21 protein-coding genes are annotated in these 22,711 nt (G+C 71.0%); 3 read left to right on the forward strand and 18 right to left on the reverse strand.

Translation table 11 applies throughout. The features are described 5' to 3' along the window. Nucleotides 1-152: 152 nt before the first annotated feature. The 18 genes from ftsZ to QNJ12_RS15595 form a co-directional block, all read right to left on the reverse strand. Nucleotides 153-1,238, reverse strand: a complete 1,086-nt coding sequence (gene ftsZ / locus QNJ12_RS15510; protein ID WP_300623892.1) for a cell division protein FtsZ — start codon at nt 1,236-1,238, stop codon at nt 153-155. A gap of 206 nt (nt 1,239-1,444) precedes the next feature. Next, the gene (locus QNJ12_RS15515) at nt 1,445-2,839 is read right to left on the reverse strand and encodes an FtsQ-type POTRA domain-containing protein (protein ID WP_300623894.1); all 1,395 of its coding nucleotides are present in this window, start codon (nt 2,837-2,839) and stop codon (nt 1,445-1,447) included. Beyond that, nucleotides 2,836-3,828, reverse strand: a complete 993-nt coding sequence (gene murB, locus QNJ12_RS15520; protein WP_300623896.1) for a UDP-N-acetylmuramate dehydrogenase — start codon at nt 3,826-3,828, stop codon at nt 2,836-2,838. Before murB ends, QNJ12_RS15515 begins: the two co-directional genes overlap by 4 nt. After that, the gene (gene murC, locus QNJ12_RS15525; protein ID WP_300623898.1) at nt 3,825-5,249 is read right to left on the reverse strand and encodes a UDP-N-acetylmuramate--L-alanine ligase; all 1,425 of its coding nucleotides are present in this window, start codon (nt 5,247-5,249) and stop codon (nt 3,825-3,827) included. The genes murB and murC overlap by 4 nt, the downstream gene beginning before the upstream one ends. 11 nt (nt 5,250-5,260) lie before the next feature. Then, complete coding sequence (locus QNJ12_RS15530) at nt 5,261-6,364, reverse strand: glycosyltransferase (RefSeq protein ID WP_300623900.1); 1,104 nt, start codon at nt 6,362-6,364, stop codon at nt 5,261-5,263. Further along, the gene (locus QNJ12_RS15535; protein ID WP_300623902.1) at nt 6,361-7,680 is read right to left on the reverse strand and encodes an FtsW/RodA/SpoVE family cell cycle protein; all 1,320 of its coding nucleotides are present in this window, start codon (nt 7,678-7,680) and stop codon (nt 6,361-6,363) included. The genes QNJ12_RS15530 and QNJ12_RS15535 overlap by 4 nt, the downstream gene beginning before the upstream one ends. Nucleotides 7,681-7,708: 28 nt before the next feature. Continuing rightward, nucleotides 7,709-9,055 carry a UDP-N-acetylmuramoyl-L-alanine--D-glutamate ligase gene (gene murD / locus QNJ12_RS15540; protein ID WP_300623904.1) on the reverse strand — a complete coding sequence of 449 codons (1,347 nt, stop codon included), beginning with the start codon at nt 9,053-9,055 and terminating at the stop codon, nt 7,709-7,711. Continuing rightward, nucleotides 9,055-10,098 (reverse strand): phospho-N-acetylmuramoyl-pentapeptide-transferase, encoded by a 1,044-nt coding sequence (gene mraY / locus QNJ12_RS15545; RefSeq protein WP_300623905.1) that lies wholly within the window; start codon nt 10,096-10,098, stop codon nt 9,055-9,057. Before mraY ends, murD begins: the two co-directional genes overlap by 1 nt. After that, nucleotides 10,095-11,534: a UDP-N-acetylmuramoyl-L-alanyl-D-glutamate--2,6-diaminopimelate ligase gene (locus QNJ12_RS15550; RefSeq protein WP_300623906.1), complete on the reverse strand. Its 1,440-nt coding sequence runs from the start codon at nt 11,532-11,534 to the stop codon at nt 10,095-10,097. Before QNJ12_RS15550 ends, mraY begins: the two co-directional genes overlap by 4 nt. A 5-nt stretch (nt 11,535-11,539) precedes the next feature. Next, nucleotides 11,540-13,252, reverse strand: coding sequence for a penicillin-binding protein 2 (locus tag QNJ12_RS15555; protein ID WP_300623907.1), 1,713 nt, complete (start codon nt 13,250-13,252; stop codon nt 11,540-11,542). A gap of 431 nt (nt 13,253-13,683) precedes the next feature. Then, a complete protein-coding gene (locus tag QNJ12_RS15560; RefSeq protein WP_300623908.1) occupies nt 13,684-14,157 on the reverse strand; it encodes a hypothetical protein in 474 nt (157 codons plus the stop codon). Continuing rightward, nucleotides 14,157-15,134 (reverse strand): 16S rRNA (cytosine(1402)-N(4))-methyltransferase RsmH, encoded by a 978-nt coding sequence (gene rsmH, locus QNJ12_RS15565; RefSeq protein WP_300623909.1) that lies wholly within the window; start codon nt 15,132-15,134, stop codon nt 14,157-14,159. Before rsmH ends, QNJ12_RS15560 begins: the two co-directional genes overlap by 1 nt. Then, nucleotides 15,131-15,577: a hypothetical protein gene (locus QNJ12_RS15570; protein ID WP_300623910.1), complete on the reverse strand. Its 447-nt coding sequence runs from the start codon at nt 15,575-15,577 to the stop codon at nt 15,131-15,133. The genes rsmH and QNJ12_RS15570 overlap by 4 nt, the downstream gene beginning before the upstream one ends. A gap of 207 nt (nt 15,578-15,784) precedes the next feature. Continuing rightward, nucleotides 15,785-16,513, reverse strand: coding sequence for a hypothetical protein (locus QNJ12_RS15575; protein WP_300623912.1), 729 nt, complete (start codon nt 16,511-16,513; stop codon nt 15,785-15,787). An 84-nt stretch (nt 16,514-16,597) separates the two neighbouring features. Further along, nucleotides 16,598-17,095 (reverse strand): HNH endonuclease, encoded by a 498-nt coding sequence (locus QNJ12_RS15580; protein ID WP_300623914.1) that lies wholly within the window; start codon nt 17,093-17,095, stop codon nt 16,598-16,600. A 13-nt stretch (nt 17,096-17,108) separates the two neighbouring features. Next, complete coding sequence (locus tag QNJ12_RS15585; protein WP_300623916.1) at nt 17,109-17,354, reverse strand: hypothetical protein; 246 nt, start codon at nt 17,352-17,354, stop codon at nt 17,109-17,111. A 13-nt stretch (nt 17,355-17,367) separates the two neighbouring features. Then, the gene (locus tag QNJ12_RS15590; RefSeq protein ID WP_300623918.1) at nt 17,368-18,588 is read right to left on the reverse strand and encodes an acyl-CoA dehydrogenase family protein; all 1,221 of its coding nucleotides are present in this window, start codon (nt 18,586-18,588) and stop codon (nt 17,368-17,370) included. Nucleotides 18,589-18,598: 10 nt separating this feature from the next. Continuing rightward, complete coding sequence (locus QNJ12_RS15595; RefSeq protein ID WP_300623920.1) at nt 18,599-19,516, reverse strand: ROK family protein; 918 nt, start codon at nt 19,514-19,516, stop codon at nt 18,599-18,601. Between the two features lie 59 nt (nt 19,517-19,575). On the opposite strand from QNJ12_RS15595, the gene QNJ12_RS15600 reads away from it, so the two are divergent. The 3 genes from QNJ12_RS15600 to QNJ12_RS15610 all read left to right on the forward strand — a co-directional run. Further along, nucleotides 19,576-20,535: a MoxR family ATPase gene (locus tag QNJ12_RS15600; RefSeq protein WP_300623922.1), complete on the forward strand. Its 960-nt coding sequence runs from the start codon at nt 19,576-19,578 to the stop codon at nt 20,533-20,535. Between the two features lie 120 nt (nt 20,536-20,655). Next, complete coding sequence (locus QNJ12_RS15605) at nt 20,656-21,828, forward strand: DUF58 domain-containing protein (RefSeq protein WP_300623924.1); 1,173 nt, start codon at nt 20,656-20,658, stop codon at nt 21,826-21,828. 13 nt (nt 21,829-21,841) lie between these two features. Then, nucleotides 21,842-22,711: transglutaminaseTgpA domain-containing protein (locus tag QNJ12_RS15610; protein ID WP_300623926.1), on the forward strand; the 870-nt coding region annotated here is incomplete at its 3' end.

Below are 22,711 nucleotides of genomic sequence, written 5' to 3' on the forward strand. Positions count from 1 at the left end.
GAAACTTAAAATTCCTCGACCTGTAAGCAAGGAACAAGATGAGAAAGCTGTAAATTTATTTAAAAAAACATTCCCTTTCTCCGTCGGCGACGCTGGAACAGGCGATGTCGACGCCGCCACGCGTGACCGTGACGGCCGTGGGCGTGTCGCCGCTACTTGAGGAACGACGGGACGTCGAAGTCGTCGTCGTCATCGTCGATCTGCTCGGGCTCCTGCTCGGCGAACAGCTCGGTGATCCGCGTCGCCGGGCGGGCCTCCCCGCCACCGATCGGGACGCCGGACGTACCGTCGAGACGATCGAAGCCGGCCGCGATGACGGTGACCTTCACCTCGTCGCCCATCTCGTCGTCGATCACGGTGCCGAAGATGATGTTGGCGTCCTGGTGGGCGACGCCGTGGATGATCTCGGCGGCCGCGTTCATCTCGAACAGGCCCATGCTCGACGGGCCCGTGATGTTGAGGAGGATGCCGCGTGCCCCGTCGATCGCCGACTCGAGCAGCGGGCTGGAGATCGCCTGCTTGGCCGCCGACACGGCACGATCATCGCCACTCGCCTGGCCGATGCCCATCAGCGCCGAGCCGGCGTTGGACAAGACCATCTTGACGTCGGCGAAGTCGGTGTTGATCAGGCCGGGCGTGGTGATCAGGTTGGTGATGCCCGACACGCCCTGCAGCAGCACCTCGTCGGCCATCTTGAACGCGTTGAGCACGCTCGTCTTCTCGTTGGCCACCGACAGCAGGCGGTCGTTCGGGATGACGATCAGCGTGTCGACCTTCTCCTTGAGACGCTGGACGCCATTGTCGGCCTGCACCGCACGCCGCCGCCCTTCGAAGCCGAACGGGCGGGTGACCACACCGATGCTGAGCGCGCCGGCGTTGCGGGCGATCTCGGCGATGACGGGCGCGGCGCCGGTGCCCGTGCCGCCGCCTTCGCCGGCGGTGATGAACACCATGTCGGCACCCTTGACCATCTCCTCGATCTCGTCCTCGTGGCCTTCGGCGGCCGAGCGACCGACCTCGGGGTCGCTGCCCGCTCCGAGACCGCGCGTGAGGTCACGACCGATGTCGAGCTTGACGTCGGCGTCGCTCATCAGGAGCGCCTGCGCGTCGGTGTTGACGGCGATGAACTCGACACCCTTGAGACCGGCGTCGATCATGCGGTTGACGGCGTTGACGCCGCCGCCGCCGACGCCGACGACCTTGATCACGGCGAGATAGTTCTGGGGTGCGCCGGACATCAGTGGAACCTCCGTCGAACATGGCGGCCAGGAGAAGCGGGAGTGATGGATGGGTGATGCATGGGTTGCCTCAGTGCGTGGCTGTCCGCGGGCCATCCTGGCACGCCGGAACCACCGGACGGCGTGATGCTAGCCCGCTGCGCCGCGTTCGGCGTGGGTGACGCGCCACCGCGTGCCGTCGGCTCCGCGCCGTCATCGGCGACCCGTCAACGGGTCACCTCGCTCGTCGAGATGTCGATCACGCCCGGTTCGAGGTCCTCGCCCGAGGTCAGCACGGTCTCGAGCCGGACGAGCTTGGCGAGGAAGTCGCGCGCCTCGCCGAAGCGGACCTCGGTCCCGTCGTCGAGGTGCATCGACAGCCGCGACCCGTCAGCGGTGACCTCGATCATCTGGATCCGGCCCGGCACGCGCACCGAGCCCGTCAGGTTCTTGGCAAGCTCGGACGCCGCCGCGTATCCCTGCGGTGCGAACTCGCCAGGGTCGAGGTCGACCGGATCGGGGCCACCGACCAGCAGGTAGGCGAAGGGGTAGCCGTCGATCACGTCGAGCACCCGGCCTTCGCGGTCGAGCACGCGGAACCGGCCGTCGGGCCCCTGGTAGGTGGTCATCGCCTCGCGCTCGCGGATCTCGATCGTGACCCCGTTCGGGAAATCGGTACGGACGATCGCTTCGTCGACCCACGGGATCGCCTCGAGATCGCGCTCGGCCGCCTGGGTGTCGGCGCGCAGCACGGGGGTCCCCACCAGGTCGTCGATCACGGCGTCGAGCTGCGCCTGGTCGGTGTACCGCGTGGGCGTCACGAAGACCTGGTCGTCTTGGATCGCGAAGAGGCCCGATCCGAGCAATGCGAGCACGCCGACGCCGACGAACAGCAGAACGGCCGCGAGCACGAACCAGCGCAGCCGCTTGCGGCCCTGCGCCCGCTTGACCGCGAGCCGGCGCTCGCGCAGGCGGGGCTCGATGCCGCGGCGGACGTCGCGCTCGGACTCGGGCGCCAGCGTGTTGCCGGTGTCGTCGTCCTCGATGAAGACGATCGTTCGACTGCCGTCGCGGTCGAGGCTCCCCTCGACGTAGACCGCGTCCGGGAGGTCCTCGTCGTCGATCGAGATGATGCCGCGCCCGCCGTCCGCGCCGGGCGATGCCTCGGGCGCGCCCGGCGGCGCGGCGTCGTCGGCCGAGATCGGCACGGTCGACGCACCGGCACGCGCAGCGTCGGCGGGCGTCAGCTCCTCGCTCCCGGCGTAGTCGTCGATGCGGATGATGCTCGGCGTCTGCGGTTCGGCGCCGCTCTCGGCGGCCTCGTCGCCCCCTCCCCCGTGGCCGGCCGCGGCCTCGCCTCCCTCCTCGCCGCGGTCGGGGGCATCGGCGCGCCCGCCGACGGTCGCCGGCTGGTCGTGGGGCGCCCGGCGCGGACGCCGCCCGGTTGGTGCGTCCGGTGAAGCGGGCTGCGGTTCGTCGACGGCAGGTGGTGGGTCGACGAGCGGATCCTGTTCGACGATGACGATCTCGTCGATGTCGAACGCCTCCTCGTCGTCGGCGAACGCGCGCATCAACTCGTCGAGTGCTGCCTGGTCGGGTTCGGCGTCGTGGGAGTTGCTCACGCCGCGCCTCCGGCTGCGCACGGCCGCCCTCCGGACGGTTCGTCGAACGACAGCGGGTCGGCGTCGTCGAAGCCGACCAGGCGGACCTCGCTGCGCAGCCGATGGCCCGTGGCGTCGGCGACGCGTTGCCGAACCGCTTCCATCACGGCGCGGACGTCGGTCGCCGTGCCACCCTCGCTCGCCATGATGAAGTTGGCGTGCTTCTCGGAGACGTACGCCGACCCGATCCGGAAGCCGCGCAGGCCGAGGGCGTCGATCAGCGCACCGGCGGCGACCTCGCCGGGGACCGGGTTGACGAAGACCGAGCCGCAATTCTGGCCGCCGGGCTGGTGCTCGCGACGCCACCGAACGATCTCGGCGATCTCGCGCTCGGATTCCTCGCGGTCACCGTCGGCGAGGCGGAGGCGAGCGTCGACGACGACCTGCGACGGGGACAGCGACGACGCGCGAAACCGGAGACCGACGTCGGTGGCCGGCACGGTGGCGAGCGTCCCGTCGGCCAGATCGAAGACGCGCACGTCGATCAGCGAGCTGGCCATGTCGGAACCGTGGCCGCCCGCGTTCATGCGGATCGCGCCGCCGATCGAGCCGGGGACCCCGACGGCCCACTCGAAGCCCGTCACCGCTGCAGCGGCGAGCTGCCGGGCGAGCTTCGGCAGCATCACCCCTGCCCCGGCGGTGACGATCCGGACACCGTCCTCGGACGGGCCGATCTCGACGTCGCCGGCCAGCTCGGTCAGGCTGATGGCGAGCCCCGGGAAGCCGTCGTCGGCCACGAGCATGTTCGACCCGCGGCCGATGACGAGCACGTCGAGCCCGGTCGCCGCCCGCACCGCGGCGATCCGCGCGAGATCGTCGATCGATGCGACGTCGAGGTAGTGGTCGGCGGGCCCGCCGACCCGATACGTCGTCATCGGCCCGAGCGGCACGTCGCGCCGGAGCCGGTCACCGAACGCACGCTCGAGCATCGCGGCGGCCGGTGTGCTCATGCCAGGGCCCCGCGTCTGGCAGCCAGGATCTCGTCGGGGAGCGACGCGATGTCGCCGCACCCCATCGAGACGCACACGTCGCCGTCGACGACACGGCCGGCGAGGTAGTCGATGAGCTCGTCGCGCCGTGGCAGCCACACGACGTGGGCCTGCGGATGCTCGTCGAGGACGGCGTTGACGACCAGCTTGCCCGTGACGCCGGGGATCGGCTGGGTTCCGGAGGGGTAGATGTCGGTGATGACGACGAGGTCGGCCGCCTCGAAGGCGTTGGCGTAGTCGCGCCACATCTCGGCCATCCGGTTGTACCGGTTCGGCTGGAACACGGCAACGACGCGTCGCCAACCGTCCCCGCTGTCGCGTGCCGCCCTCAGGACGGCGTCGATCTCGGTCGGGAGATGGGCATAGTCGTCGACGAACGTCGCGCCACCATGCTGACCCCGCACGTCGAAGCGCCGCGCCACGCCGCCGAACTTGGCCAACGCTCCTGCTGCGACGTGGGGATCGATGCCGATCTCGATGGCCATCGCGAACGCACCGGTGGCGTTGACGACGTTGTGCTCGCCGCGGAGTGGGAGCTCGATCGTCGCCAGCCGCACCCCGTTGCGCTCGACCGCGAATCGGTGCGATCCGTGATCGGCGACCACGTCGACGGCGCGCACGTCGGCCTGCTCGGACATGCCGTAGGTGACGCAGTCGTGGCGCACGGCCACCTCGGCCGCTCGTCGGTTGTCGGCGCACACCACCTTCGGCCCCGGGATCTGCGCGAGGTACCGGTCGAACGACCGCTCGATCTCGTCGATCGAGCCGTAGTGGTCGAGGTGGTCGACGTCGATGTTGGTGAGGATCGTGCCGTGCAGCGGCAACTGGAGGTGGGTGCCGTCGCTCTCGTCGGCCTCGACGACGAACCACTCACCGCCCGTCCACTGCGCACCGGTGCCCATGTCGCGGACGTCGCCGCCGATCACGAAGCTCGGCCGCAGCTCGGCCTCGGCGAGCATCAGCATCAGCATCGACGTCGTGGTCGTCTTGCCGTGCGTACCCGCGACCGCCAGCGACTTCGCCTGGGCGCAGATCGACGCCAGCATCCCGGCCCGTGGGAGCGTCGCGATACCGAGCTTGCGCGCCTCGTCGAGCTCGTTGAGGTCGGGCGCGATCGCGGTCGACGCGGTGACGGCGTCACAGCCCACCACGTGCGACCGGTGATGGCCGATGTGCACGATCACGCCGGCGGCACGGAGACGATCGAGCACCTGACGTTCGCGCAGGTCGACGCCCGACACGTTGTGGCCCATCTGGGCCAGCGCGAGGGCGATCGCGCTCATGCCGGGACCAGCCGCGCCGATGACGTGCAGCCGTTGCGGTCGTGACAGGTCGAGGGGTGGCGCCGGTGGGTGGGCGGTCGCGGAGGGTGGGGTGGTCATCACGTCATCGCTCAGGCTAGGGCCACCGACTCGACGAGTTGGGCCAAGGCGCCGCTGCGATGCACCTCGCCGATCTCGCGCGCGGCGGCTCCCAGCGCGGCGAGGCGCCCGGCGTCGCCCCGCAGCTCGTCGACGAGCGACGGCAATCCGGCGATGTCGGCCTCGGCCAGCCGCACCGCGGCACCCCGGTCGGCGAGCCAGGAGACGTTCAGCGTCTGGTGGTCCTCGGCCGACGCGGCCCACGGCACGAGCACGGCGGGTGTCCCGGTGACGGCGACCTCGTGCACCGTGCTGGCACCGCCTCTGCCGACGAGCAGGTCGGCGGCCGCGTACACCGACGCCATGTCCGGCTCGTACCCGATCGGTCGGTACAGGACGCCGTCGGAGCCGTCACGTGCGGCTGCGGCGCCGTCGACGAAGCGCTCCCCGACCACGTGCCGGATCGCGAGCGAGCGGTCCTCACCCCAGCGTTCGAGCATCGTCGCAACCGCTGCGTTCAGCGCACCGGAGCCCTGCGAACCGCCCATCACGGCGAGCAGGAAGCGGTCGTCGGGAACCCCGAGCTCGGCACGCGCCGCCGAGCGGTCGCGCACGCGATCGACGTCGAGGATCGCCTGCCGAACCGGCGCGCCCGTCAGTGTTGCCCGCGGCAGCTGCGAATCGGGAAACGCGACGGCACACGCCGCCGCATGCCGAGCCGCCACTCGGCTCGCCCGGCCGGGCAGCCGGTCGTAGCTGACGACGACGACGGGGATGCCGAGGCGTCGCGCCGCCAACACGGCCGGCATGCTGGCGTAGCCCCCGACGCTGACCACGACCTTGGGCGACCAGCTGCGCAGCAGCGCGATCGCTCGGGCCCTGGCCCGCCACATCTTCGGTGCGAACCCGAGGTTGCTGCGGCTGAGGCGACGCTGGAAGCCGACGACGTCGAGGAAGGTGTGCGGGAACGGCGTCTCCGGGAGGAGCCGGGTCTCGATGCCCCGCCGCGCGCCCATGTACTGGATCGTCGATGGATCACGGCCGAGGGCGACGAGTGCCTCGGCGACCGCAAGCGCCGGCAGGACGTGGCCGGCGGTGCCGCCACCGGTGACGACGGCGAACGTCTCTGCGCTCACCGGCGGGCCGGGCGCAGGGAGCGGCGGCCCGACGAGCGAGGTGTCGTGACGGCCCGTCTCGCGACGTTCAGCAAGAGGCCGGCCGCGAGCATCGAGATGAACAGCGACGTGCCCCCGGCCGAGAAGAACGGCAGCGTCAGGCCGGTCACGGGCATCAGGCCGACGACGCCACCCATGTTCACGATGGCCTGGACGCCGAACCACGCCGAGATGCCGCCGGCGAGAATCAACCCGAACTGGTCGGGGGCGGCGAGCGCCGTCTGGATGCCGAACCAGACGAGCAACGCGAACCCGCCGACCACGGCGACCGAGCCGATGAAGCCGAGCTCGTCGGCGATCACGGCGAAGATGAAGTCGCTGTGGGCGAGCGGCAGGTAGCCGAGCTTCGAGTTGCTGCCGCCGATGCCCGACCCGGTCATGCCGCCGTTCGCGATGCTCAGGAGGCCCTGCCACGACTGCCATGCGAGGTGCTCCTTGTTGCCCTCGATGTCGCGGAACGCGGCGAGCCGGTTGAAGCGCCGCGGGTCGGAGACGACGGCGACGAGTGCCCCCACCGCGCCGACCGCGCCGACGCCGGCGACGTGGAGAAGCGGCACGCCGGCGACGAGGCCGACGGCGAGCACGATCGCCGCCAGCACGATCGCCGAGCCGAGGTCGCCCTGGACGAAGCTCACGCCGGCGCACCCGAACGCGACGAGCGCCATCGGGACGACGCCGCGATTCGGGATGTGGAGCTCTTCCTGGTGTCGGGCGAACAGGTCGGCGAGGAAGCCGATCGCCGCGAGCTTCAGGATCTCGGACGGCTGGAAGCCGTACGAGCCGAACCGGACCCACGAGTTGGCGTCGTTGATGGTGGCGCCGACGCCGGGAACGAACGGCAACATCATCGCGCCGGCCGCGAGGATGCTGCCCGGGATGACGAGCGCCCGCCACCGGTGGTACGGCACCCTCATGGCGACGAGCATCGCGACGAAGCCGAGCGCCGCCCACAGCAGCTGGCGGTTGAAGATCGAGTACGGCGACTCGTCGCCGCCGACCTCGTTGGCAGAGGTGGCCGAGAGCACCATGACCAGCCCGAGCATGACGAACACTGCGACGGTGACGAGGATCACGTAGTACACACCGGGAGCCGGACCGAGCTGCTCGTGGGCGACCGGCGTCTTCCGCTGCACGGCGCGCCGCGAGGGCTTGGTGCGACGAGGCCGGCCGACCTGCCGGCCCTTCGGCCGCTCGGCACCGCCGTGCAGGCGGTCGAGGGCGGCCTCGCGGCGGGCCCGGACGTCGGAGCCGGCAAAGGGCCGGAGTGTCGTGGTCACGAGGAGCTCCTCTGGTTCGATGACGCGGTCACGGCGTGACCTCGACGGACTCGTGGTTGTCGACCAGATCGGCGACGAGGCGCCGGAAGTCGTCGCCCCGCTCGGGGTAGCCGCCGTACCAGTCGAAGCTCGCGCATCCCGGCGACAGCACGACGGCGTCGCCACGCTGCGCGAGCGTCGCGGCGAGCTCGACGGCCTCGGCCATCGAGGCGGCGTCGACGACCCGGACCGACGGCTCGAACACGTCACGGACGTCGGCCGCGGCCTCACCGATCGCGACGACGGCTCGCACTCGGCCGGCGTCGGCCGCCATCGGCGAGAGATCGACGCCCTTGCGGCTCCCGCCGGCGATCAGCACCAACGATTCGAACGCCCGGACCGCGGTGGCCGCCGCGTGCGGCGTCGTCGCCTTCGAGTCGTTGAACCAGCGGACGCCCGCCGCCGCGCCGACCGGTTCGAGGCGGTGTGGCGGCGCCTCGAACTCGGCGAGTGCCGTGGCGATCGCGTCGGGCGTCGCGAGGCGCGTCTCGAGCACGAGTGCCGCGGCGGCGAGTGCGTTGGTGACGTCGTGGGGCAGGCTCCGCTTCATCACGTCGATGTGTGCGATGACGCCGTCGGGCCCCACCAGCTCGGGCCCCTCCAGCCGGTAGTCGGCACCGCTGCGGCCGAACGTACGGTGGCGACCGGGTGCTGCCCGCAGGTGCCGCTTCACGACGGGGTCGTCGACGAAGCCGATCGCCACGTCGCCGGGCCGCTGCTGCGAGAAGATGCGCGCCTTGGCCGCCTCGTAGGACGCCATCGAGTCGTGCCAGTTGAGGTGATCGGGCGCGAGGTTGAGCCAGACGGCCGCGTCGGCGCGGAACCGCTCGGTCCAGGCGAGCCGGAAGCTGGTGCACTCGACCACGTAGGCGTCGAGGTCCTGGTCGAGACCGTCGACCAGCGGGACATCGGTGTTGCCGAGCGACGCGGTGCGCACGCCGGCCGCCCGCAGGATCGCAACGGTGAGCTCGGTCGTGGTGGTCTTGCCGTCGGTGCCGGTGATGGCGAGGATCGGGCGCGGGCCGCCGGGCCGCTCCTGTTCCCATTCGTAGGCCAGCTCGATCTCGCTGTGGACCGGCACGCCCGCCTCGCGAGCGGCGATGATCACCGGATGGCGCTCGGGGAGGCCGGGAGCCGGCGACACGAGATCGAATTGGCCGGCGAACGCCCTCGGGTCGCGAGGTGCGGGCAGCAGAGCGACGCCGAGGGCGTCCGCCAGATCGGTACGGGCTTGGTCGACGTGATCGTCGGCGGCGGTGACGTCGAAGCCCCGGGACCGGAGCGCCCGAACGGTCGATGCGCCGGTGATCGCGAGCCCGTAGACGAGTGCGTGCATCAGCCGACCACCCGGGTGTAGTCGGCGATGAAGATCGCGAGTGCGCTCGCGACGCAGATCGCCGAGATCAGCCAGAAGCGGATGATCACGGTCGTCTCGGGCCAGCCGGTCAGTTCGAAGTGGTGATGGATCGGCGACATGCGGAACAGGCGCCGCGTGCGCCCCGAGGCCTTGAAGACCCCCATCTGGATGGCGACCGATCCGGCCTCCATCACGTTGATCCCGCAGACGAGGATCAGCAGGAGGTGGGTGTTCAGCGTCAGGGCCAGGAACGCGAGCGCCGAGCCGATGCCCAGCGCGCCGACGTCGCCCATGAAGATCCGGGCGGGCGCTGCGTTCCACCACAGGAACCCGAGGCAGGCGCCCGCGAAGCCGGCTGCCATCACGCCCATGTCGAGCGGGTTGACGACTGCGTCGTAGACGTCGGGATTGCGGAACGCCCAGTAGCCGATGATCATGAACGCGCCGAACCCCATCAGGGCCGAGCCGCCGGCCAGCCCGTCGAGGCCGTCGGTCACGTTGACCGCGTTGGTGGTCGCCCACACGATGCCGCCCGCCCAGACGATCCAGATGAACGCCGGGACGTCGAGCCCGAGGTCGCCGGCCCGGACGAGCGAGATCGACTCGTCGATGCCGGTGCTCGACACGAGCCACCAGGCGAGCGCCAGGCTCATCAGCATCGTGACGTAGTTCTTCTGCTTCCAGAAGATGCCGCGGTTGTGGTGCTTGCGGATCTTGATCCAGTCGTCGAGGAAGCCCATCCCCGACATCGAGAGGATGCCGATCCAGACGATCATCGCCTGGTCGGAGAACGCGATGTCGCGGACGTGCGCCACGACCCATCCGACGAACGCGGCGCCGACGATCGCGAGCCCGCCCATCGTCGGCGTGCCCTGCTTGGTCATGTGGTGCTCGGGGCCGTGATCTTCCTTGCCCAGGATCGGCTGGCCCTGGCCGCGCTCGCGGAAGAAGACGATCAGGAAGCGCGTGCCGAACAGCGAGACCAGCGTCGAGACCGCACCAGCGATGAGGACGGCGATCACGGCGAGGCCTCCGGCCGACCGGCGTCGGCGAGCGCCGCCCGTGCCACGACCCGGTCGTCGAAGGGGTGGGCGACGTCGCCGATGGTCTGGGTGGTCTCGTGGCCCTTGCCGGCGATGACCACCACATCGCCCTTGCGGGCCGTTGCGACGGCGGCGCCGATGGCCGCGGCTCGGTCCGGCTCGATCACGAGGCCTCCACGGTACCGCTCCTCGATGCCCTCGACCGCCGCGTCGATGATCGCCATCGGGTCCTCGTTGCGGGGGTTGTCGGACGTCGCGAACACCAGATCGGCGTGTTCCGCCGCCGCCGCACCCATCAGTGGGCGCTTGTCGGCGTCGCGATCCCCGCCGCACCCGAAGACGACGATGACGCGACCGGTCCCCGTGAGGTTGCGAGCGGCCCCGAGCAGTTCGACGATGCCGTCCGGGGTGTGGGCGTAGTCGACCACCACCGAGATGTCGTCGTCCGGCCCGCCGATCACCTCGAATCGACCGGGCACCGGCGGGCAGTCGGCCAACCCGGCCACCGCCACCGATGGATCGATGCCGAGGGCATCGGCCGTCGCCAGCGCCGCCAGCGAGTTCATCACGTTGAACCGCCCACCGATCGGCACGCGGACGTCGTGCCCGCGCCACCGGAACCGATGGTGGTCGACGCTGACCCCGACATCCTGGGCGTCGTCGCTCGCGTACGACCGCATCGGGATCGCGGCCGCGTCGAGCAGCAGCCGCCCGTACGGGTCGTCGGCGTTGGTGACACCGCTGTTGCTGAGCTCGGGGGTGAAGAGCGAGGCCTTGGCGCGGAAGTACGCCTCCATCGACTCGTGGAGATCGAGGTGGTCGCGGCCGAGGTTCGTGAACGTCGCGACCTCGAAGCGAGTCCCCGCGACGCGGTGCAGGGCCAGTGCGTGCGACGAGACCTCCATGACGACGGCGTCGACGCCTTCGCGGACGAACCCGGCGAGGCGACGCTGCAGGTCGGGCGCCTCGGGCGTCGTGCGCGCGCCGGACAGGGTGCCGAGCCGGCGCTCCGCGAGGCCGGCGGCGTTCAGGATCGAGCCGAGCAGGTGCGTCGTCGTGGTCTTGCCGTTCGTGCCGGTGATGCCGACCACGCGCAGCCGGGTCGCCGGCTCGCCGTGCACGGCTGCTGCGACGTGGCCCATCGCCGCGCGAACGTCGGTGACGACGATCTGGGCGACGTCGAGGGCCAACTGGCGTTCGACCAGCAGCAGCGACGCGCCGGCCGAGACCGCTCCCTCGGCGAAGTCGTGACCGTCGAGGGTGTCGCCGACCACGCAGGCGAACGCCCAGCCGGGCCGGACCTGCCGTGAGTCGTGCGTGAGGTCGACCACGGGTGGAGCGCCCGCGAGGTCGACGGTCTCGCGGCGGAGCGCTTCGGGAACCGCCTCGGCGAGCGCCGACGGCGAGGTCGTCATCGCGTTCACGAGGCCTCGCAGGGGGCGGTGTCCGCGGGCGGTTGCATGCTCAGCTCGTGCATGATCGTCGGCGCCAGCCGCGCGAACACCGGGGCGGCGGCGGTGCCACCGAACCGGTTGATGTCGCCGGCCGGGGGTTCGTCGATCGACACCAGCACCGTCACCTGCGGATCCTCGGCCGGGAAGAACCCGGCGAAGCTCGCGTAGTAGCTCAACTGGCCGGCGTCGTTGTAGTAGGTGCCGTTCGGCTGCGCCTTGAGGCCGGTCCCCGTCTTGCCGGCGATGCTGAAGTTCTCGACGCCCTCCTGGGCGCGCTTCGCCGTGCCGCGGCACACGACCTGCCGCATCATGTGCTGCACCTCGGCAGCGACGCTCGGCGTGATGACCTCGCGCGTCTCCGATGGCGCAGCATCGGTGACCTGACCGTCGTGGCCGACCGTGCCGTCCACGAGTCGGGGCGCGACATACGTGCCGTCGTTGGCGACCGTGTTGACCGCCGCGGCGAGCTGCAACGAGGTGCTCGCGACGCCCTGCCCGTACGCGACGGTCACCCGCTCCGAGCCCCAGAGGTCCTCCCAGTGCTTGAGGATGCCCGCCGACTCGCCGGGGAAGTCGAGCGCCGTCTTCTCGCCGAGACCGAACCGGCGCATGTACTCCCAGTGGATCTGGCGCGCGCTCTCCCAGGTCGCATCCAGCGATTCCTGGATGTCGATCGTGCCGATGTTGGACGACTTCACCAGGATCTGCTCGACGGTCATCTGCTCGTCGGGGTGCTCGTGACTGTCCTTCAGCAGGTCGTCGGCGTACTGGCGGCGCCACGGGACGACGAACGTGGTCTCCGGCTGCACGGCCCCCTGGTTGAGGCCAGCGGCGACCGTGATGACCTTGGCGACCGACCCGGGCTCGTACGCGCTGACGGCGGCGAAGTTGCCCGTGGTGACCTCGACCGCTCCGCTCTCGTCGTCGCGGGCGACCGACGCCATCGCGTAGATGTCGCCGGTGTCGGTGTCCATCACGATGATCGTGCCGGCGCGGGCGCCGATCTCCTCCGTCCGGCGTACGAGCTCGTACTCGGCTGCGTACTGGATCGAACGGTCGAGCGTGAGCACGATGTCGTCGCCAGGCACGGGCATCAGCGTCACCTGCTCGGTGCCGGCGATCGATCGATTGCCGGGGGCGACCTCTCGCGTCACCTCGCCGGGCGTGCCGGTGAGCAGCTCGTCGAACTGCAGCTCGAGGCCGGCGATGCCGTTGCCGTCGATGTCGGTGCGACCGATCACGCTACGGCCGGTGTCGCCACCGGGGAGGACCCGCTTGTCCTCGGCGTCGACGTTGACACCGCTCAACCGGAGCGCGGCGATCTGCTCGCCGGTCTCGACCCCGATCTCGCGCCGCACGTACACGAACCCGCGATCCTTGCGGATCATCTCGTCGTAGAGCTCGCGGGTCTCGTCGTCGCCGAGGCCGAGCAATGCCTGGAGCGTCTGCGCCGTGCCGGCCTCGTCGACGATCAGCTTCGGGTTGACGCTGATCGAATACGCCGGCACCGACATCGCGAGCTCTTCGCCGTTGCGGTCGAAGATCGCTCCACGATCGGCGGCGAGCGGTGTGCTGCGCGTCCATTGCGCTGCGCCTGCAGCCCGGAGCGCCTCACCACCTGTCGACTGGATTCGCCCGACCTTGAACAACACGGTCCCGAGGATCGCCAGCAACGCCACCAGCAGCAAGCGGAGGCGGAGCGACGAGGAACCGACGCCGAACCGGGGGTGCGCACGCTGGGCGCCGTGCCGGGCGGTGAGGACCCGTCGCTTGGGGCCCCGGTTCGCCCCGGGCTTCGCCTTCGTGCGGTGGCGGCGGTCGTGCGATGCGGTCTGGCGGAGGCTGACCTGTCGACGGGTCGCTCCCCGACCGGCACTCCGAGCCTGCGACGATCTACCCTCGGCCCTGCCGGTCGAGCGACTCGTCGGGCGGCTGGTCGCTCGGCCGGCTGCTCGCGTGCCTGCGCCCTTCGGCGCGGTGCCACGACCTCGCGACCGCGTCGTCGAGCCAACGCCGGAGCGGGTCGATCGTGGCGCCGACCGACGGCTCCCGGCGCGTTCGATCCGGGGTGCGGTTCGACGGAGCGGTCGTGACGGTGGCGTGCGGCGGCTCACGGCGTCTCCGCACTGACCGACTTGACGAGCCGGAACTGATCGAGGGGTTCGAGCCGCGCAGTGGAGCCGGGCACGATGGCGTCGTCGATGGGCATCTCGCCGGTCCTGGCGATGGTGACGGCGAGGACCATCGGGTCGATCGGCACGAACCGGCTCTCCGAGCCGGCCTGCATGCCGAGCGCCGACGCCTCGTCCGCCAGCCGGGTCGGCGAACGGAGCTCGGCGCGCTGCGAACGCAACACGTCGAACTCCTCCTGCGCCTGGCGCACCGAACGCTCGAGCCGGTCGATCTCGAGCTGCCGCTCGGCGATCCGCGTGTGGAGCAGTACCGCCCCCATCATCACGATGGTCACCAGCACGGTGAGCGACACGGCGAACCAGGCGAAGCGGCGGCGCCCCGGCACGACGGCCAGGTCGGGTCGCGCCGGGCTCCGGCGCCCGGTCGCGAAGCTGCGCAACGGCGACGCCATCAGCTCGCCCCCCTCGTCTGCGGTGCGATCTTCTCCGCGACGCGCAGTCGGGCCGAGGCGGCCCGGCGATTCGCAGCCTGCTCGGCGTCGCTCGGCCGTTTCGGCACACCCCGCACGACGCGGACGGTCTGCACCGCTCCGCAGACGCACGGCAGCTCGGGCGGGCACGCGCAGCCGCCGGTGGCGGCCGCCCGGATGCGGTCCTTGACGATGCGATCCTCGCCCGAGTGGTAGGCGAGCACGGCGAGGCGCCCACCTTCCGCCAGGGCGTCGATGGCGCGATCCAGCGCGCGGGGCAGGGCGTCGAGCTCGCCGTTGACCTCGATCCGGATCGCCTGGAACGTGCGCTTGGCGGGGTGCCCACCGGTGCGTCGGGCGGCGGCGGGGATGGCGTGGGTGACGACCGCCGCCAGCTCGGTCGTGCTCTCGATCGGCCGCGCGGCGACGATCGCCGCTGCGATGCGCCGGGCGAATCGCTCGTCGCCGTACTCGCGGATGATCCGGGTCAGCTCGTCCGCGTGGTAGCCGTTGACGACGTCGTCGGCGGACCACGGCGCATCGGCGTCCATCCGCATGTCGAGCGGTCCCTCGTGTCGGTACGAGAACCCACGGTCGGCTCGATCGAGCTGCGGCGACGACACCCCGAGGTCGAACAGCGCGCCGCTGAGCTCGGCGATGTCGTGCTCTGCCATCGCGGTGTCGAGCTCATCGAAGCGGCACCGACGGGTGATCACCCGGTGACCGAACCGTTCGAGCCGTGCCGCGGCAGCGAACAACGCGTCGCCGTCGCGGTCGAGGCCGAGCACCGACAGGTCCTCTCGATCCTCGAGGATCGCCTCGCTGTGACCACCCCCGCCGAGTGTGGCGTCCAACACGACGCCGCTCGGCACATCGTGCAGCGCGTCGACGATCTCGTCCTTCATGACCGGGTCGTGGGTGAACTCACGGCCCGTCCCGTGAGCGAAGTCGTCGCTCACCCGTCGTCCTCGTCGACCCAGACGCGCGGCGCCTGGACGACGTCGTCCTCGCTGCGCACGGTGTGGTACCGGGAGGGCCGCCAGACCTCGAGGTTGGTGATGGCGCCGGCGATGATCGCCTCGCCGCCCGAGCGGATCCCGGCGTGCGTGCGCGACTCCTCGTCGAGCGTGATCCGGCCCTGCTTGTCGATCGACACGACCGACGAGTTGACGCCGAAGGCGCGGAGCGCCGACCGCGGCTGCTCGCCGGCCTGCACCTGCTCGAGCAGGTGATCGGCCTGCTGCTGGAAGTGATCGATCGTCGTGATCGACACGAAGCCGTCGGGGTCGCACGTCACGTAGCAGCGATCGCCGAGCAGCGAGCGGAAGGTCGACGGCAAGGCGAGGCGGCCGGTGCCGTCAACGCTGCGGTCGTACTCGCCGACGAACACGTCCGTGCCCATCCCTTCCGATCAGTTTCGAGCCCCTGGACCTGCTGCCTCGTCCCGAAGAGCCAATGGGCACCTCTCCGTGGTCAGGCAGTATGACGCTCCGCGTTCACCGAAGTCAACCATTTGTCCCCAATCCCCCCCAATCTTCCCCTCACAGTGGCTTGATCAGGACGTTTCTCACGATGGGTGGTCATTCGCCATTCGCGCGCAGCGCGCGAACTACAACGGTGTCGTCCGCGGTGTCGCCGACGGTGTGGTCGACACGATCGTCGGGGCGGCGACGCGTCGTGCCACGCTCGCGGCCAAGCGCGTCGCCAGCGTGGCGGCCGACCAACCCGGACGCACCGCCGGTTCGGCGAGCGGTTCGGCCGGCAGGTCACCCGCCAGCACGCCGGCGGTGAGCGCAGCCAGCGAGACATGGTGGACGAGCGCCTGGACCCTGACGCCGCGGCGGGTGCGGCGCTGGCTGAGCCCGACGAGCTTGCGGTCGCCGGTGAGCACCTCACCCGGACCGAGCCCCGCGAAGCACACCAGATCGGACCACGGCGTGTCGACCATGCCTCCCCGATGCACCGCGATGCGCTCGGTGCCACGGTCGAGGTCGGCGACGGCATCGGCCCACGCCTCCCCCACCCAGACCATCGACCCGCGCACATCGTCGGGTGCCAACCCGTGCGGCAGCACGACGTCGATCCACGCCACCGACTCGGGCTGCATCACGACGAGACCGCCGCCCGAGCGCCGCCTCACCACGTTCAGGCCCTCGCGTGCGCAGGCGTCCGCGTTGAGCGTGTCGTCGTCCTGACGCGAGCCCAGCACGGCAGCCGCGTCGATCGGGTCACAGCGCCAGATCTGTGGCCCGGTGACCGCCCGCTCGCCGAACGGATCGAGCGCATGCAGCTCGGCGACGGTGCCGCGGCGGTGCACGATCTCGACGGGCGCCGGCATCGCGACACGCTACCGACCACGCAGCATCGGCCGGCGAGCGGGTGGCGCAACGGGCGGCAGCACCGCGTTCGCGCCCAGCGGGGGTCAGCTGGCCCAGGCCAGGTAGGGCTTCCACGTGTCGGGCACGAGCGACGACCCGACGACCACCCAGGAGGACGTCCGGGGCGCGCGGCACGGCCGCAGAAGCTGCATCCCGGCCTCGGACGGGGTGCGATCGCGCTTCGCCGTGTTGCACGGACGGCACGCCGCAGCCAGGTTCTCCCAGACGTCGTGGCCGCCCCGCGAGCGCGGCACCACGTGATCGATCGAATCGGCGCGGCTCCCGCAGTACTGGCAGCGGTACTCGTCGCGGGCGAACACCGCCCGCCGCGACACGACCGCCATCCGGCGCCGCGGCGCCTTGACCATGTAGCGGAGCCGAATCACTGCCGGGCTCGGCAGGGTCAGCGACTCCGAGCGGATCACCCCCTCGGCGGGCTCGATCAGCTCAGCCTTCTCGTCGATGACGAGGCACACCGCACGACGCGACGACACGACGCTGAGCGGCTCGTAGGTGGCGTTGAGAACGAGGGCGCGAGGCATCGTCAACCACCGTTCATCGCCCGATGCGTCGATCCCAGTCCCGGCACCACGCCAGGTAGTCCAGCACATCGTCGGGGTCGGGCGGACGATCGGTTTCGCCGTACTGGGTCACCATGCGGAAGTGGAGGTAGTCGCCGGCCGGCAGCGGCAGGAACGGCGGCCGCCGCCACCATCCCGGCGCCGCGGTTCGCCGCAGCTGACGGAGCGCGGTCGCCCACAGGCTCGGGTGCCGGAGCACCGCGAGCCCGACCCGGATCACGCGCCGACCCCGATCACGTCGGCCTGGGCTCCTTCGGCAGGCCCAGCACCATCTCGCCGATGATGTTGCGCTGGATCTGCGACGAGCCGGCGTAGATCGTGCCGGCGCGGGCGTTGAGGAACGTGTTGACCCACGACCCGGTCGTGTTGGGTGCACCTGCGTCGTCACCACCGAACGCGGTGGACGGCTCGCGGCCGCTGATCGTCATGCCCTCGGCCCCGTAGATGTCGACGGCCAGTTCGGTGACGATCTTGTGGTACTCGCTCCAGTACAGCTTCGAGATGGCCGCGTCGGGGCCGGGGTGGTGACCCTGGAGGAACTGCGTCAGCACCCGCATGCCGCTGTAGCGCATGATCTGGACCTTGGAGTACGCCCAGGCGAGCTTCTGGCGGACCACCGGATCGTCGGCGACACCGCGCTCCTTGGCGAGGAGCAGCAGCCGATCGACCTCGGCCTGGAACCGGATCGGTTGGGTGGCAGCCGCTTCACCGCGCTCGAACCCGAGGAGGGTCATCGCGACCCGCCAACCGTCGTTGACGCCGCCGACGACGTTCTCCTTCGGGCAGACGGCATCGGTGTAGAACACCTCGTTGAACTCGCTCTCGCCCGAGATCATCTTGATCGGGCGCACCTCGATGCCCGGCTGGCGCATGTCCACCAGGAGGAACGAGATGCCCTTGTGCTTCGGTGCGTCGGGATCGGTGCGCGCCAACGTGAAGATGTGGTCGGCGAGGTGGCCGGCCGACGTCCAGATCTTCTGACCGTTGAGCAGCCACTCGTCGCCGTCGAGGTCGGCCTTCAACCCGACGTTCGAGAGGTCGGACCCGGCGTTCGGCTCGCTGTATCCCTGGCACCACGTGTCCTCGCCCGAGAGGATGCGTGGCAGGTAGTGCGCCTTCTGCTCGTCGGTGCCCTGGAGCAGCAGCGTGTTGCCGAGCATCTGGATGCCGAACACGTCGTTCGGTCCACCGGTCGGGACACCCGCTCGTGCGAACTCCTCGGCGAGGATGACCTGCTCGAGCGCCGAGAGCCCGGCGCCGCCGAACTCGACGGGCCAGCCGGGCGCCAGGTACCCGGCCTCGTACAACGTGCCGCGCCACTCGGTGACGAACTGGGTCAGCGCGTCGCCGTCGAGCTGCCCGATGCCACCCCAGGTCGACGGGAGCTTCTCGGCCAGGAAGGCCTGCACCTTCTGACGGTAGGCCTCGGCATCGGCGGAGTAGGTCGGCTGCATGGACGCGACACTACTGGGCGTCGGGCGACGGCGCCGGTTCGGCGGGCTGGGCCTCGCGCGCCGCGTCGGCGGCGCGGGCGATCGCTGCCGCCGTGAGCAGTGGGCCGATCCGGCGGACGCCCACGCTGCGCACCCTCAGGTCGGCGAGGTGGGTGAGCCGGGAGCGCTGATCGAGCTCGGCCGCGAGCGCGTCGAAGTAGCGCTCGCCGAACACCGACGGCACGATGCCCCCGATCACGATGTCGGCGATGTCGAGCATCGCCGCGATCGAGGCACAGGCGCGGGCCGTCATGATGCCGGTCCGCTCGACGATCGCCGGCGGCGTCCGCCGCAGCTCGCGGCCGGTGCTCGATTCGATGCCGCGTGCACCTGCGTAGGCCTCCAGGCAGCCGCGCGCGCCGCATTCGCACTCGACCCCGTCGGGCTCGACGATCAGGTGGCCGAACTGTCCGAGGTTGCCCGTGAGGCCCTGCGCCAACCGGCCGTTCACGACCAGCCCGCCGTCGACGAGATCGCCGAGCGACAACGTGGCGAAGTGCTGCTCGCTCGGCGTGCGCTCGGCGGCCTCGCCGCACCACAGCTCGGCGAGCGCCAACCCCCGGCCGGCGGTGTCGATCTCGACCGACAGCTCGGTCAGCTGCTGCAGCTCCCTGCGGATCGGGAAGTCGTGCCAGATCGGCATGCCGACGGGCTTCATCGCGCCGGTGCCCCGTTCGATCGGCCCCGGGCAGGTGACGCCGCACGACGCCGGCACGACGTCGGTCGGGTTGGCGGCCATGACCCGGCTGACCAGCTGCTTGGTCGCCGGCCACACGTTGCGGCCGGGCGTCGCGACCCGGTCGCGCACGACGACGGCGCCGTCGGGGTCGAGGATGCCCGCCGCGAGCCGGCTCGGCCCGAGATCGATCGCGAGGTAGCCGCTCGTCACCGAGGGCACGGTACCGGCCCGGCACGCATCCGAGCGCTGCACCGTCTACCCTTCCAGCCGTGACGGACACAGCCGAGGCCACGACGACGTTTGCCAACTTCTTCGACGGGATCGTCGAGAACATCGCAACCGTCGTCCACGGCAAGCGCGACGCCATCGAGATGGCCGTCATCGCGCTGCTCGCCGAAGGACACCTCTTGATCGAGGACGTGCCGGGCGTCGGCAAGACCAGCCTCGCCAAGGCCCTGGCGGCGTCGATCCAGTGCAGCTGGAAGCGCGTGCAGTTCACACCCGACCTGCTGCCGGCCGACCTGATCGGCGTGAGCATCTACGAGCGTTCGACCGAGCAGTTCCGCTTCCAGCGCGGCCCGCTGTTCGCCAACATCGTGCTCGCCGACGAGATCAACCGCGCATCACCGAAGACCCAGTCGGCGCTGCTCGAAGCCATGGAGGAGCGCCAGGTCAGCGCCGACGGCACGACGCACCCGCTCGAGGCGCCGTTCATGGTGATCGCCACCCAGAACCCGGTCGAGCAGGAGGGCACGTACCGCCTGCCGGAGAGCCAGCTCGACCGCTTCCTGCTCCGCATCTCCCTCGGCTATCCCGGCCGAACCGCCGAGATGGCGATCCTCGACAACCAGGGTTCGGCCGACACGCTCGCCCACCTGCAGCCCGTCGTCACGTCCGAGGACGTGCTGACGATGGTCAAGACCGTCCGCGAGGTGTATCTGGCAGCGGCGCTGAAGTCGTACATGGTCGACATCTCCGAGGCGAGTCGACGGCATCCGGCCATCGAGCTCGGGCTCTCACCCCGCGCCACGCTGCAACTCGCCGCTGCGGTCCGCGGGTACGCAGCGGCCCGCGGACGCGACTACGCCACGCCCGACGACGTCAAGGCCGTCGGCCCGTCGGCGCTCGCGCACCGCTTGCTGCTCAAGGCGGGCAGCAACGCCCGCACCACGGCCGAGGAGGCCATACGCGAGCTGCTCGCCGAAGTCCCGGTCCCGGTCGCACGCTGAGCCGGACACGCCCGGGCGATGCACGCGCCGGCTCCGCCTGGGCCATGATGAGCCGGTGGGTGGTCGCCGGATGACGCGCATGGTCGACCGGGCGCTGCCCCGCGGACGGGTGGGGGCCTGATGCCGACCCGCCAGGGGTGGATCATCGCCGCGGGCGCGGTCGCTGCGCTCGTCATCGGGCGGGTGTTCGCGATCGTCGAGCTGTTCGTCATCGGCGCTGCGCTGGCCATCACCGTGCTGCTGGCCGTCGCCGTCGTCCGCCTCGTCCGGCCCGAGCTCTCGATCGTGCGGTGGGCACATCCGTCGGTGCTGACCGTGGGCGACACCGGGCGGGTCGACCTGATGATCGAGAACCGTGGGTCGCTGCCCTCCCCCCGGGTCGAGCTCACCGAACCGGTCGGCGCCAGCAACACCGCGCACATGACCGTGGCATCGCTCCGCCCCGGTGATCAGGTCACGGCCGGCTACCGCGTGCCCGCGTCGCGGCGGGGCGTGCTCGAGGTCGGGCCGGCCGTGGTCGAGCGACGCGACCTGCTCGGCATCGCGAGCGACGTGCGACTCGCCACCGGTGTCACCGAGATCACCGTCGCCCCGCAGACCTACGAGATGGCCATGCCGTCCCTCGGCTCGGGCGTGCTCGGACGCCATCTGCTCGCCCTGTCGCAGCGCATCGGGCCAGGTGAGTTCCACAGCCTTCGCGACTACATCGACGGCGACGAACCACGCAGCATCCACTGGCGGGCCTCGGCCCGTTCCGACGAACTGAAGGTGCGTCAACACGAGGCACAGGGCGTCCGCCGCTGCATCGTGGTGCTCGACCGCGACGGCGACGCCTACCCCGCGCCGGTCACCGACGAGGAGGCCGACGTGTTCGAGCGCGCCGTCGTCGCGGCGGGCAGCCTGGCGCTCAGCGCCGACCGTGCCGGGCTGACGACGCGCTTCGTGACCGGCGGCGGGATCGACCTTCGCGGTCCCGATGCGGTCGCCCACGCCCTGCGCGTCCTCGCACCGATCGACCTCGGCCCACCGCTCGGCGACCTCGAACGCGACGCCGGTGAGGGCCTCGGACTCGTGATCGTCGTGAGCTCGTCGCCCGATACCGACGCCTGGCGCCGCACCGGCAGGCTGACCGATCCCACCCTGACGAGGGTCGGGGTGTTCACGGCCGGCGCCGCGCCGGGCCCACTGACCGTCGACGCCTCGTCGATCGACTCCTTCCGCGAGGGGTGGCAGCGCCTGGCCGGCGTGCGCGGGCTGACGCGAGAGCTGCACACCAGCGGGGAGCCGGTATGACCGGAGACCGACGATGACCTCGCAACAGCCGAGCGCGTCGTTCGAGCGCGATCTCGCCGCGACGGCGGCGCTGACGCTCTACTCGCTCGCTGTCGCCGCCGGCTTCGCCCGCGTCTTCAGCGGGTGGGACTTCTTCCGCGACCTGGCGGTGCTCGTGCTGCTCATCCACGGGTTGTCGTTCGCACTCCGACGGCTGCGCGTCACCGGCTGGTTGGCGATCCCGATCGTCAGCGTCAGCGCCCTGTGGTTGCTGGTCGCGATCCACTACTCGCCGACGATGTCGTGGCTGGTCCCGCGTGGAGCGACGTGGACCGAGATCGACCTCGAGGTCGGCGTCGTGCGCGATCAGTTCCAGACCGCCGTCGCACCGGTCTTCTACGGCGCCGGGTGGGCGGTTCTGGCCGGGTTCGCCGTGATCATCGCCGTGGTGATGGCCGACTCCTTCGCGTTCCGGGCCGAGGCACGCGGCGAAGCCCTCGTCCCCGGCGGCGTGCTCTTCGTCTTCATCGCTGCGCTCGGCAGCCCGCGCCTGCGCATCACCGTGACCGCCCTGCTCATCGCCGCCGGCTTCGTCGCGGTCGTGGCGCTCCGCTCGATGCACGATCGGAGCCGCCGCGTCGAGCTCACGTCGAGCCGATCGCGGGGCTCGATGCTGCTGCCGACCGCGGTGGCCTCGGCGGTCGCGATCGCCGTGATGGCCGGCTTCATCGGTCCGCGCATCCCGGGTGCCGACGCCGATCCGCTCTACGAGACACGGGGTCGCGGTGGCGGCGTGACCAACGTGATCAGCCCCCTGGTCGACATCAGGTCGCGGCTGACGAACCGCAGCAACGTCGAGCTCTTCCGCGTCAACGCCGACGCCGAGGCCTACTGGCGCGTCACC

The organism is Ilumatobacter sp. (genome assembly GCF_030065885.1).
In the GTDB taxonomy this organism is placed as follows: domain Bacteria; phylum Actinomycetota; class Acidimicrobiia; order Acidimicrobiales; family Ilumatobacteraceae; genus Ilumatobacter.

Bases quoted from the DNA above. Each gene is read 5' to 3' on its own strand.
- ftsZ (WP_300623892.1), bottom strand. From the start codon at position 1,238: ATGTCCGGCGCACCCCAGAACTATCTCGCCGTGATCAAGGTCGTCGGC.
- murB (WP_300623896.1), bottom strand. From the start codon at position 3,828: ATGAGCACACCGGCCGCCGCGATGCTCGAGCGTGCGTTCGGTGACCGG.
- murC (WP_300623898.1), bottom strand. From the start codon at position 5,249: ATGACCACCCCACCCTCCGCGACCGCCCACCCACCGGCGCCACCCCTC.
- murD (WP_300623904.1), bottom strand. From the start codon at position 9,055: ATGCACGCACTCGTCTACGGGCTCGCGATCACCGGCGCATCGACCGTT.
- QNJ12_RS15550 (WP_300623906.1), bottom strand. From the start codon at position 11,534: ATGACGACCTCGCCGTCGGCGCTCGCCGAGGCGGTTCCCGAAGCGCTC.
- QNJ12_RS15560 (WP_300623908.1), bottom strand. From the start codon at position 14,157: ATGGCGTCGCCGTTGCGCAGCTTCGCGACCGGGCGCCGGAGCCCGGCG.
- QNJ12_RS15570 (WP_300623910.1), bottom strand. From the start codon at position 15,577: ATGGGCACGGACGTGTTCGTCGGCGAGTACGACCGCAGCGTTGACGGC.
- QNJ12_RS15575 (WP_300623912.1), bottom strand. From the start codon at position 16,513: ATGCCGGCGCCCGTCGAGATCGTGCACCGCCGCGGCACCGTCGCCGAG.
- QNJ12_RS15580 (WP_300623914.1), bottom strand. From the start codon at position 17,095: ATGCCTCGCGCCCTCGTTCTCAACGCCACCTACGAGCCGCTCAGCGTC.
- QNJ12_RS15590 (WP_300623918.1), bottom strand. From the start codon at position 18,588: ATGCAGCCGACCTACTCCGCCGATGCCGAGGCCTACCGTCAGAAGGTG.
- QNJ12_RS15605 (WP_300623924.1), top strand. From the start codon at position 20,656: ATGCCGACCCGCCAGGGGTGGATCATCGCCGCGGGCGCGGTCGCTGCG.